The following is a 15,471-nucleotide window of genomic DNA, read 5'->3' on the forward strand; positions in this document are numbered from 1 at the left end:
CAATCGACTCATTTTCAAGGACTTAGACCCATGGCTCAAGCAAAGTTCACCGATGCCATTGCCCTGCTCAAGGCCGACCACCGCAATGTCGAGGGGCTGTTCGACAAGTTCGAGAGCGCCCGCTCGGACCGCAAGCAGGCGCTGGCCCTGCAGATCTGCAACGAGCTGAAGATCCACACCATCATCGAGGAAGAGATCTTCTACCCCGCGCTGAAGGGCAAGATCGAGGAAGAGACCTATACCGAGGCCTATGTCGAGCACGATGCGGCAAAGCTGCTGATCAACGACATCATGGCCACGTCGCCCGAGGACGAGTTCTTCAATGCCAAGGTCAAGGTGCTGAGCGAAGAGATCAAGCACCACGTCCACGAAGAGGAAGCCCGCTCGGAAGGCATGTTCTCGCAAGCCCGTGACGCCGGACTCGACATGGTCGCACTGCGCGATGCGATGATGGCGCGCAAGCAGGAGCTGATGGCCCAGGCCAAGACCGAAGCCCTGCCCCAGGCTGAACTGCGCGTGCTTCAGGCCTCGGCCTGAGCAGCCTCGCTGCCCTGCCGCATCGTGCGGTAGGCGTTGGCCGCGCGCCGGATATGCGTGTTTGCCAACGCGCCCGCCCAATCCTCGTCACGCATTTCGAATGCGCTGACGAGGTCACGGTGGTCGCGCTGGCTCTGCTCCATGTCCGCCCGGCTGTACTGTTCTGCCGTGCGGTGGACGACGATCTGGCTGACGACGAACTTCATTAGCTGCCCCAGACGGTCCGACTGCGCGGCTGCAAGGATGACCGCATGAAAGTGGCGGTTGCCCTCGACAAATCCGGAGACATCAGGTCCTGAAGGTGCGGCTATGGCATTGTCGATGAAATCGCAATGTGCCTTGAGCTCGGCGATCTGCTCGTCGGTAATCATCCGCGCCGCGCGGGAAGCGCAGTGGCTTTCCAGCATAGCGCGAAGGGTGAACAACTCTTCCTCGTCCTCGTCGGACCAGACCGGCACGAAAACCCGGTTGGTGCCGGAACGTTGCAGCAGCATTTCGGCGACAAGTTCGGCGATAGCCTCGCGCACCGGGGTGCGGGATAATCCGCAGTACTGCGCGAATTCGTCCTCGGGCACGAATTGCCCGGCAGGGAAGTGCCCCGACAGGATCCCTGCGCGGATCTTGCGGTAGGCTTCCTGCGAGGCTTTGGACACGTATGCTCCTGTATCGTCCGGGGAGCAGGTACAACCCGCTCCCCGCCGGATCTATCCTGAAGCCCTGATCAGAACGAGGCGCCCACTTCAACCCCGATGAGACGACGCGCGCCCGGCGAGATGAAGGAGCCCCCGAACTCGATCGCCGGAATTGCTTCGGCGATGTACTTCCGATCGAGCAGGTTGTCGGCGAACACCGCGATCCGATAGTTCGGCGTGGTGATTCCGGCGCGCAGGTTGAGCACGCCGAAGGCATCGCGCTTGGCTACGTCATAGCGGGCATTGCCGAACGACGGGGCAGGAAGTTCAACTGTGAAATCGGCAAGAGCCCTGAGAAAATCGTCGGGCGCTCCTGATCCTGCACCGAGTGGAACCACGTCGGACCGGTCACACGATAGTCGGCGCGGAACAGCAGCTTGGCATTGTCAGTCAGCGGCGCGGTGATTTCCGAACCCAGATTCAGCGTCCAATCGGCAGTATAGGGCGATTTGTTGCCGACGGTGTAGGGGCGCGAAGCGTTCTTCTTGATCTCGCTGTCGGTGACGTTGAACGAGCCGAACACCTTCCAGCCGTCGACGACCTTGCCGGTCAGGTTGATTTCAGCGCCCTTGATGTCCACGCGGTCAATGTTCGAGACCACGCGCAGCAGGCCGAAATCGCCGACGAAGAATTCGAAGAACTGCATGTCGGTGACGCGGGTGTAGTAGCCGGCAAGGTCATAGGTGATGCGGCCGTCGAACAGTTCGCCCTTTACACCGGCTTCGAAGGCGCTGGAGCGTTCCTTGCGGTACTGGTCGTTGATGGTCACGCCCGCATTGATCGTGCCCGGCGTGACGCCGTTGTTGAAGCGTGTGTTGACCACGGCCGACGAGCCCTGGTTGTTGAAGCCACCCGATTTGAAGCCGATGCCCCAGTTGGCGTAGAGATTCAGCTGGTTTGTCGGGTGGAAGCTCAGCGTCACCTTGGGCTGGAGCTGCTTGAACGTGGCGTTCTGCGGCGTGAATGCTCCGAAGGCGAGGCCGGGATTGATCGGGCCACCGGTGAACGGATCGGTCACGTTGGGCACCAGCGAGTTGGCGGCGCGATCCTCGATGTCATAGCGCAGGGCGATGCCGCCGGTGAATACGTCCGAAGGCTTCCACTCGGCCGAACCGAACGCCGCATAGACGTTGGTGCGGAACTTGTCGGCCAACAGCAGTGAGGTCGGGTTCTTGGTGTCCGGCGCATTGTAAAGCTGCTTGATCACGCCCTGCCCCGTGTCGCCACCAAGGCTGACGCCAGTCTTGCGGTCGATGTGCAGGTAATAGGCGCCGAGTTGCCACGTCAGCGGCCCATCGGTGTTCGACAGCAGCCGGATCTCGGTGCTGAAATCCTTCTGGTTGCGCAGCTGGTACTGGATGCCGTCGCAGGTCGTCGGACTGTAAGGTCCGAAGGTCGATCCGTTGGCAGGAGCAAACAGGAACGGCACGGGAAGCGCGCCGATCCCGCCGGGCTGGTTGACCGGATAGCCGGTAAGGGCCTGCGTGCTCGCAAAGCACTGGTTGACCGTGCTTGCCACGCGCGGATCGGTGTTCGAGATGTAGCGTGCGAAGTCAGCCGATGTTCCGTCAGCGACGAGGTCCTGCTTGACGTCCGAGTAGAGCGCCCAGGCGACCAGCTTCATGCCGTTGCCGAACTCCTGATCCAGCTTGACCGAGGCATCGAAGCTCTTCTGGTCGTTGGTGGCGCGAATGTTGTTGTAGAAGTTGAACGGGTGCTTGTTCACATCCTCGTAGAACGCAGGGTTTACCGCACCGAACTGCGGCAGGTGGAACGAGGCGTTGAAAGGTAGCGATGCGCCGTGGAACTCGGCATAACGCGCCTTGACGTCAAGCTGGGTCGCAGTGCCCTTGCCGATCATCACCCGGCCATCGAGAGCCCAGTTCTCCTTGTCGTCGACGGTCTTGGAGTTGTTCAGGAACTTGTTGCGCCACCAGCCGTCGGTGGTGAAGTAATAACCCGAGGCGACGAAGCCGACGTTCTCGCCCAGCGGCCCGGAAATGTGCGCGGTGGCTTCGTACGTCGCTTCATTGGCGTAGGAAGCGCGCAGGCCGCCGGTCAGCGTGTCGGTGGGCTTCAGAGTCTGCAGCACGATCGCGCCGGCCGCGGCGTTGCGCCCATAGAGCGCGCCCTGCGGCCCCTTGAGAACTTCTACCTGCGACAGCGTGCCCTGCGGCTGGTTCAATTGCGCGGTGTTGGTCTTGAGAATGCCGTCGACCACCAGCGCGACCGAGCTTTCAGCGTCGCGCGCGCCGTTTATACCGCGGATGTTGATTTGCGTGTCGCCCGCTTCGGCCGTGCCGGTCACGATCGTGACGCCAGGCGTAAGCTGGGTGAAGTCCTCCGCCTTGACCGCGCCGGTGTTCTGCAACGCAGTAGCGGTGAGGACCGAGACCGAGGCAGGCACATCCTGCAGGCGCTCGTTTTGGCGGCGCGCCGTAACGATGATGCTATCGCCATCGTCAGCCGCCTGCGCGGCATCCTGTGGCGCTTCCTGGGCAAAGGACGGGGCGGCGCTGGCGATCAGGCCGAGCGCTGCAGTGTTCAATAGAAGACGGGTGGCACGCATTCTCAAACCTCCCTGTTGGTTCGATCACGTCTGGCTCGATCACGTTGCCGTGTTCTTGCGGCATTCGCTTTTGCGAGCGCACGGGCTTTCGCCCCCTCTTGACGCTCGCTTCTCGGATAGGCAGCTTATTGTATACAAACTTGATCGGTCAAGGTGCATAGGAACCTGCACCTACGGGCAGGTTTCGGCAGTGGCTGGAATGCCCGCACAGTAATATTGCATACGAAGAGAGGCCGTTTTGATGACTTCCGGCATGCCTACCAGCCGACCTGGAGAAGCAGCGTGAGCGCGCCTGCAATTTCGTTCGTCGAGGTCGGCCCGCGTGACGGGCTGCAGAACGAGAAGGCGATCGTGTCCACGGCGGACAAGCTCGAGCTGATCCGGCGCAGCATTGCCGCAGGCGCGCGCCGCATCGAGGTGACGAGCTTCGTCAATCCCAAGCGCGTGCCTCAGATGGCCGACGCCGAAGATGTCTGCGCTGGCCTCCCGCAAACGGGCGACGTCAGCTTCATCGGCCTCGTCCTCAACGCCAAGGGTGCCGAGCGCGCCATTGCCACAGGCCGTCTGCACGAACTTGGCGCCGTCTGCGTTTCGACCGACGGTTTCGCTATCGCCAACCAGGGCCAGACCAGTGACGAATCGGTCGTGGCAGCAAAGGCCATCGTTGCCATGGCGAAGGACGCCGGGCTCAAGGGCCAGGCCACCATCGGCGCATCGTTCGGCTGCCCGTTCGAGGGCGAGGTTTCCGAAGACCGCGTCGTCGCCATGGCGGCCGCGTTGGCGGAGGCCGAACCCATTGAGGTGGCGCTGGCCGACACCATTGGCGTGGCCGACCCGGCCCACGTCTCGCGGCTGGTCCGGCGCGTGGTCGAGGCGGTTTCGCCGCTGCCGGTGCGGGTGCACTTCCACAACACCCGCGGCACTGGCATCGCCAATGTCTGGGCCGCTGTCGAAGCCGGCGCATCGGTGGTCGATGCCGCGCTCGGTGGTCTGGGTGGCTGCCCCTTCGCGCCGGGCGCCGCAGGCAACGTGTCGAGCGAGGATGTCGTCTACATGCTCCACCGTGCAGGCGTGGAGACCGGCATGGACCTCGCCCTGCTGATCGAGGCCAATCGCTGGCTGTCCGGCGTGATGGCCCGCGAACTTCCCTCGATGGTGGCCAAGGCCCCGCCCTTCCCCAAGATCGTTCAGGAGTAATCGAGCAATGGGCTATCGCCTTGGCGTGGACGTTGGCGGCACTTTCACCGACCTCCTGCTGTTTGACACCTCGTCGAGCGCATTCTGGCGGCACAAGACGCCGTCGACCCCGCACGACAGTTCCGAGGGTATTCTGAACGGGGTGACCGCAATCTGTCAGAAGGCCGGGATCACGCCGGGCGACGTCGAATACTTCCTTCACGGCACCACGGTTGCGACCAACGCCGTGCTTGAAGGCAAGGGTTCACGCGTCGGCCTGGTGACGACCGAGGGCTATCGCCACATCATGCAGATCGCGCGCAGCTTCGTGCCGGGCGGGCTTGCTGGCTGGATCGTCTGGCCGAAGCCGCAAACGCTGGCAGCGCTTGAGGATACCGTCACGATCAAGGGCCGGATGAGCGCCGAAGGCTTGGAAATCCGCCCGATCGACGATGCCGACATTCGCGCGCAACTGGGCGTGCTCAAGGACAATGGTGTCGAGGCGATCACGGTCAGCCTGATCAACGCCTATACCAACGGCACCCACGAGAAGCGCGTCGGCGAACTCGCCGCCGAAATCATGCCGGGCGTGCCGGTGTCGCTGAGCCACGAAGTCCTGCCCGAAATGCAGGAGTACGAGCGTACGCTGACCACCGTGGCCAATGCTGCGGTGCGCCCTGTCGTGGGCAAATACGTCTCCAACCTGCGCTCGCGCCTCGCCGAGGCGGGGATGAACGGCAAGCTTTCGCTGCTGCGCTCGGACGGCGGGTTGATGAGCGCGCAGAAGGCCGAGGAGCATCCGGTCAACATCCTGATGTCCGGCCCTGCCGGCGGCGTTACCGGCGCGATCTGGGTCGGCCGGAATGCCGGGATCAGGAACATCCTTACTCTCGACGTCGGCGGCACCAGCACCGACGTTGCCCTGATCGAGAATCTCGAAGCCCGCCGCCAGCGCACCACTGAAGTCGGCCACCTCTCCGTCCGCGCTTCGGCGCTCGACGTGAAGACGGTGGGCGCAGGCGGCGGATCGATCGCCTATGTTCCTGAGCTGACAAGAGCCCTTCGGGTCGGGCCGCAGAGCGCAGGAGCCGTGCCGGGGCCGGTCGCCTATGGAAAAGGCGGCACCTTGCCCACGGTGACCGATGCCAATGTCGTGCTAGGTTACTTGCCCGAGAACCTGCTCGGCGGCACGTTCAATCTTGATCGCGAGGGCGCCAAGAAGGCGGTGCAGACCATCGCCGACGCGCTAGGCATCGACCTGATGGCCGCCGCGCGCGGCATCATCGACATCGTCAACGAGAACATGTTCGGCGCACTGCGGATGATCTCGGTCCAGCAGGGCTACGACCCGCGCGACTTTGCGCTGATGGGCTTTGGTGGTGCAGGTCCGCTGCACGTAAATGCCGTGGCCCGCCTGATGGGCTCGTGGCCTGCAATCTCCCCGGTCAGCCCCGGCGTGCTTTGCGCGCTGGGCGATGCGACGACACGAATGCGCACCGAAACCGCGCGCTCGTTCAGCCGCCTCGCCAGCCAGACCGAGGCCTCCGACCTCATCGCGATCCTCGACGAAATGGCCGCACAGACTCGCGCGGAGCTGCTCGCCGACGGCGTACCCGAGGACGAGATCAGCACCGCCTTCGAAGTCGACGTGCGCTATGCCGGACAAGCCTTCGAAGTGCCGCTGACGATCACGCCGGACGTCCTGAACGCCGATGGCATCGCCGGAATCCTCGCCCGCTTCGATGCCGAGCACAAGCGCCTGTTTACCTTCAACATGGACACCCCCACGAGATCGTGAACCTGCGCGCCGTGGCCATGGGCCGCGCATTGGACCTGCCCGCAGCGGAACTCGAAAGGGGCGATGGCAACCCGATCGCTGCCAAGATGCGCGACCACACCTTGTGGATGGACGGGCGTGAACAGGCAGCGGTGATCTATGACCGCAGCAAACTGCGCGCCGGTGATGTGATCCCCGGCCCCGCCATCGTCTGCGAAATGGATTCGACTACGCTGATCGAAAGCGGCTGCGTCGGCACTGTCGACCATGTCGGCAACATCCTGATCAACCTGGCCTGAGAGAGGGAGCGCGAGACATGCCTGCAACCATCGTCCAGACCAACGACAAGCCCTTCGAGCGCGTCGCCATCGACCCCGTGACGCTCGACATCATCGAGAACGCCCTGCGCAATGCGCGCATCGAGATGGACGCGACGCTCGTGCGTACCGCGATGTCGCCCGGCATTCGCGAACAGGGCGATGCCTTCCCGCTGATCGCCGACCATACCGGCAAAATGATCGTCGGCCAGTTCGGCTCGTTCATCGGCGGCTTCCTCGAGAACTATGAAGGCACGCTCGAGGACGGCGACATGATCTTCCTGTCCGACCCCTACTCTGTCGGCGGCGCGATCAGCCACTCGAACGACTGGCTGGTGCTGCTGCCGGTGTTCAAGGATGGGCGCCTCATCGCCTATACCTCGATGTTCGGCCATCAGTCCGACATCGGCGGCAAGGTCGTCGGCTCGATGCCGATCAACGCCCGCTCGATCTTCGAGGAAGGCGTGCGCATCCCGCCGGTGAAGATCTGGAAGAAGGGCGAATACAACGCCGATCTGATCCGCCTCGTCATGCACCAGACCCGCAAGCCGGACTGGTGCGCGGCGGACCTCAACGCGCTGATCGCATCGTGCCGCGTCGCCGCGCGCCGCGTGATCGAGATGGCCGAGCGTTTCGGCGACGACGTCTATGTCTCAGCCACGCAGGAGCTACTGGCACGCAACCACCGCGCGATGAAGGCGCTGGTCGGCATGGCCATAGCCGAGGAGCCGGTCAGCTTCGAGGACTACATCTGCGACGACGGCATGGGCTTCGGGCCCTACAAGATCAAATGCACGATGTGGCGCGAGGGCGAGAAGGTCGTGCTCGATTTCGCAGGCACCGACCCGCAGTCAGTCGCCTCGATCAACTTCTTCCTCAACGAAAACATGTTCAAGATGTTCTTCGGCATCTACATGATCATGGTCTTCGACCCGCAGATCCTGTTCAACGACGGGTTCTACGATCTGATCGACGTGCGCATTCCGGAAGGCTCGCTGCTCAAGCCGAAGTTCCCGGCCGCGCTTTCAGGCCGCACCCATGCGCTGGGCCGCATCTTCGACATTCTCGGCGGTCTTCTCGGCCAGAAGACCCCGGAGTTCCTCAACGCCGCCGGCTTTTCTTCGAGCCCGCACCTGTTCTACGCGGGCAATGACGAGCGCCCCGGCAAGAACGGAGACTGGTTCCAGCTGTTCCAGATCGGCTTCGGCGGCATCCCCGGCCGCCCGATGGGCGATGGCCCCGATGGCCACTCGCTCTGGCCGGGCTTTACCAACGTGCCCAACGAATTCCTCGAGCGCTACTTCCCGATGGTGATCGAACGCTACGAATGCGAGCCGGATTCAGGCGGCGCGGGGCTGCATCGCGGCGGCAATGGCATCCGCATGACCTACCGTTTCCTGTCCAAGGGCACAATCGCGATCCACGACGACCGCTGGTTCGTGCCTCCCTGGGGCGTCAACGGTGGCGAACCGGGCGCGCGGGCACGCAAGATCCTCGAAAAGCCCGACGGCACGCAGACCATCGTCGGCAACAAGGTCGAGGATCTCGAAGTGGAGGCCGGTGACGTGCTCCACTTCATCACATGGGGCGGCGGTGGCTGGGGGACCCCCTTGCCCGCGATGCAGAACTGGTCGGCAAGGAAATCGTGCAGGGACTGGTCACGCCTGAAGGTGCGCGGGCTTATGGCGTGGTCGCCGATCACCGAGGAGCGGTCAATCTTGCCGAAACCGAAGCCTTGCGCGCGCGCCTGCGCGAGGAGCGGGGCGATCTTCCGCTGTTCAACTACGGTCCCGGCATCGAGATTCTGCGCGCCAATTGCGAAGCGGAAACTGGGCTACCCGCACCGATCCAACCCGAATGGCCGCTACTGGAGGCGGCAGAATGACCATGACAACTAGCAATCCTGCGCCCGCCAATCCCGGCCCCTTGCGCGACATTCGCGTGCTCGAACTCGGTCAGTTGCTCGCCGGCCCGTTCTGCGGCCAGTTGCTGGGCGACATGGGCGCCGACGTCATCAAGGTCGAACCGCCCGTTACTGGCGATCCGATGCGTGACTGGGGCTTGGGCACGGAAAAGGTCCAATGGGAAGTGATCGCGCGGAACAAGCGCTCGGTCAGCGCAAACCTTCGCGTTGCCGAAGGCCAGGCTCTGGTCAAGCGCCTGATCGCCCACGCCGACGTACTCATCGAGAATTTCAAGCCGGGCACAATGGAGAAGTGGGGCCTTGGTCCGGACGTACTCCTTGCCGCAAAGCCCAACCTGATCATCGCCCGTATGTCGGGATACGGCCAGACCGGCCCCTATTCCAACCGCGCCGGTTTCGGCGGCATTGGCGAAGCTATGGGTGGCTGGCGCTACATCGTCGGCGAGCCCGACCGCGCGCCCAGCCGCATGGGTGTTTCCATTGGCGACACCCTCACGGCCACCTATGGCTGCATGGGCGTGTTGGCTGCATTGCACGAGCGCGAACGCACCGGGCGCGGGCAAGTGATCGACGCCGCGCTCTACGAATCCGTGTTGCAGGTCATGGAGGGCCTCGTCCCCGAATATGACCGCACCGGCTACATCCGCGAGCGGTCGGGCTCGGTCCTGAAGGGCATCGCCCCGTCCAACGTCTACAAGTGCAGGGACGGCGAATTCATGATCGGCGCGAACAAGGATTCGCTGTGGAAACGCCTCGCCAATGCCATGGGCCGGCCCGAACTGGGCGACGATCCGCGCTATGCCACCCACCTTGCCCGCGGCGAGAACCAGGACGAACTGGACGAGCTGATCAATGACTGGACCCGAACGCTGACCATCGACGAGGTCGACGCGCTGATGATCGAGCATTCGATCCCGGCCGGCCGCGTCTATCGCGCGCCCGACATGCTGGCTGACCCGCACTTCCAGGCGCGCGAGGCGATCATCGAGGTCGAGACCGAGCGCTTCGGCCCGCTCAAGATGCAGTCGAGCTTCCCCAAGCTTTCGGCCACGCCCGGATCTGTGCGCCGTCCCGCGCCGTCAAAGGTCGGGCAGCACAATGCCGAAGTCTACGGCGAACTGCTTGGCCTTGGCGAAGTTGAGCTTGCGCAGATGGCAGAGCAGGGCGTCATCTGACGCCCTGCCTTTCGGCCTACTCGAAACCGATCTTCTTCATGTAGGCAGCGCTGCCGGCAATGGCGACCTTGAGGTCGTCGGCCCGGTCCTGCTCGACGAAGAAGTGCTCTACGCCAGAATTCTTCGCGGCCTCGATAATGCCCGCGATGTCGAGCGAGCCGTCCCCGAGCCAGGTCAGGTAAGGGAACAGCGCGATCCAGTCGGCCGGGGCGCCACCATCTCCGGCGAAGCGCTGCTGGCCCTTCATGTCCTTGAGGTGCATCATCCGGTAGCGGCCCTTGTACCGCGCCAGATAGGCCTTCGGATCGGCGCCACCGGCCGTGGTCCAGTAGGTATCCATCTCGAGGAACACGTGTTCGGGATCGGTCGCGTCCAGCAGCGTGTCGATCGGCACCTTGCCGTCCATCGGCGCAAAGCCATAACCGTGGTTGTGATAGGCAAAACGAACGCCGTTGCGCGTGGCGCTCTGGCCGATGTCATTGAAGACGTCGGCCATGCGCTTGTAATCGTCGAGCGTCTTGCGCTGCTCGGCCGGAATTGCCGGGAGCGTGACGTAAGTCGCGCCAAGAGCGCGCGCCGCGTCGGCCAGCTCACCCATCCGGGTCTGCAGCGTGAACAGATCGGTGTGCATCGAGGGCACGGTCATCCCGTGGGAATCGAACACGGCCTTGATCTGCGCCGTGCCAAGACCGAAGAACCCGCTCCCTGAAAAACCCAGCATCTTGGCCGTGTTCTTCCAGCCATCGATCTGGCGCTGGTCGCTGAAGGTATATGGGCCGTAGGTCTCGAGCTCGCGGTAGCCCAGCTTGGCCAGCAGGGCGATGGTTCCGGTAAAGTCCTCGCTCAACATCTTGGCCACGGACCACAACTGGATGCCGAAGCGGCGCTTGCTGTCGAGCGCCCGCAAGGGGGCATTGGCCAGTGCCAGCCCCGCCATCGTGGCAGTCCCGGCGGTGGTGAGGAAAGTGCGGCGGTTCATGCATCGGCTCCCGGTTCAGCGCACCTTGTCTCGCGCTGTCACGGGACTTTGCGCCCGCTTTGCCGATGCGGTCAAGACCTGTTCGGCAAAGACCGTTGCCGTCAGGCGCCCGCCTCTTCCCGCTCGATCTCGCGCCAGCCGATGTCGCGACGGCAGAAGCCCTCCGGAAAGACGATCGCATCGACTGCGGCATAGGCCGCATCACGCGCGGCCTTCACGCTCGGCCCCTTGGCAGTCACGTTGAGCACGCGCCCGCCATTGGCCGAGAGCACACCCTCTGCCGAAAGCGCGGTGCCGGCGTGGAACACTTTCGCCCCGGTCGCCTCGGCGGCAGGGATGTGGTCGATCCGGCCACCCTTCTTCGGCGTGCCCGGATAGCCTTCCGCCGCCATGACCACGGTCATCGCCACCTCGCTGGAGAACCGCGGCGGCTGGATGCTCGACAGCTTGTTGTCGGCACAGGCCAGCAGCAGTTCCACGAGGTCGCTTTCCAGCCGCAGCATCAGCACCTGGCATTCGGGATCGCCAAAGCGGGCATTGTATTCGATCAGCTTCGGCCCCTGCTCGGTCAGCATGAGACCTGCATAGAGCACGCCGGAATAGGGCATGCCCTCGTCGGCCATGGCCTTCACCGTCGGCGCGATGATCTGCGAGAGCGCCTGCGCCTCGAGTTCGGGCGTCAGCACGCGCGCCGGGCTGTAAGCGCCCATCCCACCGGTATTGGGGCCGGTGTCGCCATCGCCGACGCGCTTGTGGTCCTGTGCCGATCCGAACGGCACGATCGTCGCCCCATCGGTCAGGGCGAAAAAGCTCGCCTCTTCCCCGGTGAGGAACTCCTCGACGACGACTTCGGCACCGGCAGAGCCGAAGGCACCGTCGAACATGTCGTCAACCGCGGCCTCGGCCTCGGCCATCGTCATCGCCACGACGACGCCCTTGCCCGCGGCCAGGCCATCTGCCTTGATCACCACCGGCGCGCCAAAGTCCTTGAGCGCGGCGCGGGCTTCTTCCAGCGACTTCGCGCGGACGTAGCCTGCGGTGGGAATGTTCGCGCGGGCGCACAGATCCTTGGTAAAACCCTTGGACCCTTCAAGCTGCGCTGCGGCGCGACTGGGTCCGAACACCGAGAACCCCGCCCCGCGCAGCGAATCCGTCAGGCCATCGACCAGCGGCGCCTCCGGTCCCACCACGACAAGGCCGATGCGATTCGTCTCGCAGAAGGTCACCACGCTGGCATGGTCGGTCAGATCCAGCGCCACCAGCTCGGCGTTTTCCGCAATGCCGGGATTGCCGGGTGCCGCATAGAGCTTGTCGAGGAGCGGCGATTGGGCCAGTTTCCAGCTGAGGGCATGTTCGCGCCCACCCGATCCCAGCAGCAGGATATTCATGGCTTTCCCTTCCGCGCCTTTTGACGACGATAACAACGGCTCGGGCGGGCTCCTAGCGAGGGAATCGGCAGGCGACAACGCCCCGGCTCTCTCGATCTCCGAGATTTCGGCGCTGCTCAAGCGCACGGTCGAAGATCGCTTCGGCTTCGTGAGGGTCCGTGGCGAGCTTTCCGGCGTGAAGCGCGCCGCCTCGGGTCACCTCTACCTCTGCCTCAAGGACGAAAACGCGCGACTGGATGGCGTGATGTGGCGCGGCGGCGTGCAGCGCCTGAATTTCCGGCCCGAAGACGGCGTCGAGGTCGTCGCCACCGGGAAGTTGACGACCTACCCGGGCCGCTCGAACTACCAGGTCGTGATCGACCGCATGGAGATCGCGGGCGAAGGCGCGCTGCTTGCCCTGCTCGCCAAGCTCAAGGCGCGGCTCGAGGGCGAAGGGCTGTTCGATCCCGCGCGCAAGAAGCCCCTGCCCTTCCTGCCGCGCACCATCGGCGTTGTCACCTCGCCCACCGGCGCCGTGATCCGCGACATCCTCCACCGCCTGTCCGACCGCTTCCCCAGTCGCGTCATCGTCTGGCCGGTGCTGGTCCAGGGCCAAGGCGCGGCGGCGCAGGTCGCAAATGCCGTGCGCGGCTTCTCCGCGATGGAGCCCGGCGGACCAATCCCGCGCCCGGATCTCGTCATCGTCGCGCGCGGCGGCGGCTCGATCGAAGACCTGTGGTCGTTCAACGAGGAAGAGGTCGTCCGCGCCGTGGCGGACTGTACCATCCCGATCATCAGCGCGGTCGGCCACGAGACCGACACCACGCTATGCGATTTCGCCGCCGACTTGCGCGCACCGACACCAACCGCAGCAGCCGAACTTGCGGTGCCGGTACAGGCGGAGCTAGCCGCCTTCGTCGCCGATCTCAACGCCCGCCAGCGCCGCGCCCTTGCCCGCCAGCTTGCGCAGGCCAAGGAACGCCTCGAAGCCCGCAGCCAGCGCCTGCCCCAGCCGCAGGCACTCCTGCAGGGCCAAGCCCAGCGCGTCGACGATCTGGGCGAGCGCCTGCGCCGCGCCTTGGTCCACCGCACCGAAATCGCCGGATCGGTCCTCGCCCGCCACGCCGGAGCCCTGCGCCCTGCTCTACTGAGCGCACGGGTTACGCGCGAGCGCGAGCGGCTCGACGCCCGCCGCCTGCGCCCCGAAGTCCTGCTCCAGCGCATCGAACACGCGCGCGGCAAGATCGACGCGCTCGACCGGCTGCGCCGCTCGCTCGATCCCAAAGCCCCGCTCCAGCGCGGCTACGTGCTCGTTACTGCACCCGATGGCCACGTCGTCAGGACGCGCGAGGATGCACAGGCGCGTCCGGCGCTGCGGCTGGAATTCGCCGACGGCACGCTCGACGTCAGCACCGGTTCCGCTGCGCCCCCGCCCGCCCGGCCAGCTCCCAAACCGCGCCCGGCCGCACGGCCCGAGGGACAGCAGGAATTGTTCTGAGGCGGCATTGGGACTACATTGCCCTCATGCTGATGTCCCAATCCGGCCGCCTCGCGCGCCTTCACTACCTTCCCGGCTCGTTCCGCCAGCTTTCCGGCGGTGATCATGTCGTCTGCGCCGTTTCGGGTGAGCAGATCCCGCTCGATGCCCTGCGCTATTGGTGCGCGAAGCGGCAGGAGGCCTATGCCACCGCCGAAATCTCGACGCGCCGCCATCTCGAAGGCTGACAGGCACGCCATGCTCCTGCCACGGCGCGCAGTCCTTGCCGGATTGGCCGCAGTGGCGGCGGGTGGCGCACGGGCCGTCGCCCCGATCAGCCCGCTGACGATCGAACCCGAAAGTCGCATCATGCAGGGCGGTTGGCTGCGGGGTCGCGTCCCGCATCAGTCAACCGCACTCAAGCTTGATGGCAAGCCGATCCCGTTCGCCAGCGATCGGACATTCCTGCTTGCCTTCGATCGCGATGCCGGCCCGCTCGCCCGCATCGAACTGACGCTGGAAAGCGGGCAATCGTCCGTCAGCGAAATCGCCATCGCCCCCCGCGCCTGGCAGATCGAGCATATCAACGTCGCCCGCAAGCCCGGTGGCGTGACGGACGAGGACTACCTCCGCCTGCGCCGTGCCGAACTTGTCCGCATCGCTGCTGCCCGCGCGGTCGATACCGGCGCACAGGGCTGGCGGCAGGGCTTCATCCGCCCCGCACCGGGCCGGTTCTCCGGGCGCTTCGGCTCCCAGCGCATCTACAAGGGCGAACAGGCGGCTTACCACTCCGGGCTCGACATCGCTGGTGGCGCAGGCACGACGTATGTCGCACCGGCCGAGGGTATCGTGACGCTTGCCGCGCAGAGCCCGTTCAGCCTCGAAGGCCGGCTCTTGATGCTCGACCATGGCATGGGCCTCAACAGTGCCTTTCTCCATGCCTCCGAACTTCTGGTGCGCGAAGGCGACAAGGTTGCCCAAGGCACGCCGCTGGGCCGAATCGGTGCCACCGGTCGAGCGACCGGCCCCCACCTGCATTGGTCGATGAAATGGCAGGCCAGCCGGATCGACCCGCTGCTCTTCCTTCCCGAACCTGCGTAGAACCACTTTGCGGCCGGTTGCGTTGGCGCCACGCCGCCGATCAAATCGTTTTCCTTTACGCCCGGTTGCCGATGGAACGAACCGGCCACCACCATTCTGGTATCAGCTGCAACGCGTTTCCACCCCCTTTTGCAGCCTTGTTTCACTCGAAACCGTCACCTTTGAAATTAATGACAAGTGAACCGGGCAGGAGTGTAATTTCTGTGCATCACCCGTAAGTTACGGAAATTGGGCCTTACCTTACCTGACCCAAAGGCGGTGTGGCAGTTTCGCTACACATGTTTCGGATTCATTTCGTAACTGACAATCGTGTTTTGATGGACCCGATCATTTCAGCCAAACAGACACATCTTGCCCGTTTGCCAAGGGGCCCAAGCTTC

General features: G+C 64.4%; 11 protein-coding genes and 2 pseudogenes. 8 read left to right on the forward strand and 5 right to left on the reverse strand.

Annotated features, from left to right (window positions below):
- Positions 1 to 30: 30 nt before the first annotated feature.
- Positions 31 to 537 (forward strand): hemerythrin domain-containing protein, encoded by a 507-nt coding sequence (locus tag C7W88_RS05210; protein ID WP_118072758.1) that lies wholly within the window; start codon positions 31 to 33, stop codon positions 535 to 537.
- Here C7W88_RS05210 and C7W88_RS05215 read toward each other — a convergent pair.
- The 3 genes from C7W88_RS05215 to C7W88_RS05220 all read right to left on the reverse strand — a co-directional run bounded on the left by C7W88_RS05215 (position 522) and on the right by C7W88_RS05220 (position 3,798).
- The gene (locus tag C7W88_RS05215) at positions 522 to 1,190 is read right to left on the reverse strand and encodes a GntR family transcriptional regulator (protein ID WP_118072759.1); all 669 of its coding nucleotides are present in this window, start codon (positions 1,188 to 1,190) and stop codon (positions 522 to 524) included. The two genes, C7W88_RS05210 and C7W88_RS05215, sit on opposite strands and share 16 nt — an antisense overlap.
- Before the next feature lie 68 nt (positions 1,191 to 1,258).
- Positions 1,259 to 1,435 (reverse strand): hypothetical protein, encoded by a 177-nt coding sequence (locus C7W88_RS23530; protein ID WP_240344839.1) that lies wholly within the window; start codon positions 1,433 to 1,435, stop codon positions 1,259 to 1,261.
- A gap of 20 nt (positions 1,436 to 1,455) precedes the next feature.
- Positions 1,456 to 3,798: a TonB-dependent receptor gene (locus C7W88_RS05220; protein ID WP_240344840.1), complete on the reverse strand. Its 2,343-nt coding sequence runs from the start codon at positions 3,796 to 3,798 to the stop codon at positions 1,456 to 1,458.
- Between the two features lie 282 nt (positions 3,799 to 4,080).
- Here C7W88_RS05220 and C7W88_RS05225 point away from each other — a divergent pair, with 282 nt between their 5' ends.
- From C7W88_RS05225 to C7W88_RS05240, 4 genes and pseudogenes are all read left to right on the forward strand, one after another.
- A complete protein-coding gene (locus C7W88_RS05225) occupies positions 4,081 to 4,995 on the forward strand; it encodes a hydroxymethylglutaryl-CoA lyase (RefSeq protein WP_118072760.1) in 915 nt (304 codons plus the stop codon).
- Positions 4,996 to 5,002: 7 nt separating this feature from the next.
- Positions 5,003 to 7,050 (forward strand): annotated as a pseudogene (locus C7W88_RS05230) (hydantoinase/oxoprolinase family protein).
- 17 nt (positions 7,051 to 7,067) lie between these two features.
- Positions 7,068 to 8,953 (forward strand): annotated as a pseudogene (locus C7W88_RS05235) (hydantoinase B/oxoprolinase family protein).
- Entirely contained in the window at positions 8,950 to 10,167 is a 1,218-nt protein-coding gene (locus C7W88_RS05240; protein WP_118072761.1) for a CaiB/BaiF CoA-transferase family protein, read from the forward strand. The pseudogene C7W88_RS05235 and the gene C7W88_RS05240 overlap by 4 nt, the downstream one beginning before the upstream one ends.
- Positions 10,168 to 10,183: 16 nt before the next feature.
- Here the strand turns inward: C7W88_RS05240 and C7W88_RS05245 are convergent, their stop codons facing one another.
- Both C7W88_RS05245 and purD read right to left on the reverse strand, forming a co-directional pair.
- Complete coding sequence (locus tag C7W88_RS05245; protein WP_118072762.1) at positions 10,184 to 11,146, reverse strand: sugar phosphate isomerase/epimerase; 963 nt, start codon at positions 11,144 to 11,146, stop codon at positions 10,184 to 10,186.
- A gap of 101 nt (positions 11,147 to 11,247) precedes the next feature.
- A complete protein-coding gene (gene purD / locus C7W88_RS05250; RefSeq protein ID WP_118072763.1) occupies positions 11,248 to 12,534 on the reverse strand; it encodes a phosphoribosylamine--glycine ligase in 1,287 nt (428 codons plus the stop codon).
- On the opposite strand from purD, the gene xseA reads away from it, so the two are divergent.
- Genes xseA through C7W88_RS05265 form a run of 3 tightly spaced genes read left to right on the forward strand, consistent with a single transcriptional unit; the run spans position 12,533 to position 15,091 of the window.
- Positions 12,533 to 14,011 carry an exodeoxyribonuclease VII large subunit gene (xseA, locus tag C7W88_RS05255; RefSeq protein ID WP_118072764.1) on the forward strand — a complete coding sequence of 493 codons (1,479 nt, stop codon included), beginning with the start codon at positions 12,533 to 12,535 and terminating at the stop codon, positions 14,009 to 14,011. The two genes, purD and xseA, sit on opposite strands and share 2 nt — an antisense overlap.
- Before the next feature lie 26 nt (positions 14,012 to 14,037).
- On the forward strand, positions 14,038 to 14,238 hold the full coding sequence (locus C7W88_RS05260; RefSeq protein ID WP_118072765.1) for a DUF2093 domain-containing protein: 201 nt from the start codon (positions 14,038 to 14,040) through the stop codon (positions 14,236 to 14,238).
- Between the two features lie 10 nt (positions 14,239 to 14,248).
- Positions 14,249 to 15,091, forward strand: coding sequence for a M23 family metallopeptidase (locus tag C7W88_RS05265; protein WP_118072766.1), 843 nt, complete (start codon positions 14,249 to 14,251; stop codon positions 15,089 to 15,091).
- Positions 15,092 to 15,471 lie beyond the last annotated feature (380 nt).

The sequence above is a fragment of the Novosphingobium sp. THN1 genome, from assembly GCF_003454795.1.
Taxonomy (GTDB): domain Bacteria; phylum Pseudomonadota; class Alphaproteobacteria; order Sphingomonadales; family Sphingomonadaceae; genus Novosphingobium.

Excerpts from the sequence above, each read along its gene's own strand:
- C7W88_RS05260 (WP_118072765.1), top strand. The coding sequence starts at position 14,038 with ATGCTGATGTCCCAATCCGGCCGCCTCGCGCGCCTTCACTACCTTCCC.
- C7W88_RS05265 (WP_118072766.1), top strand. The coding sequence starts at position 14,249 with ATGCTCCTGCCACGGCGCGCAGTCCTTGCCGGATTGGCCGCAGTGGCG.
- C7W88_RS05245 (WP_118072762.1), bottom strand. The coding sequence starts at position 11,146 with ATGAACCGCCGCACTTTCCTCACCACCGCCGGGACTGCCACGATGGCG.
- C7W88_RS05220 (WP_240344840.1), bottom strand. The coding sequence starts at position 3,798 with ATGCGTGCCACCCGTCTTCTATTGAACACTGCAGCGCTCGGCCTGATC.
- purD (WP_118072763.1), bottom strand. The coding sequence starts at position 12,534 with ATGAATATCCTGCTGCTGGGATCGGGTGGGCGCGAACATGCCCTCAGC.
- C7W88_RS05240 (WP_118072761.1), top strand. The coding sequence starts at position 8,950 with ATGACCATGACAACTAGCAATCCTGCGCCCGCCAATCCCGGCCCCTTG.
- xseA (WP_118072764.1), top strand. The coding sequence starts at position 12,533 with ATGGCTTTCCCTTCCGCGCCTTTTGACGACGATAACAACGGCTCGGGC.
- C7W88_RS05210 (WP_118072758.1), top strand. The coding sequence starts at position 31 with ATGGCTCAAGCAAAGTTCACCGATGCCATTGCCCTGCTCAAGGCCGAC.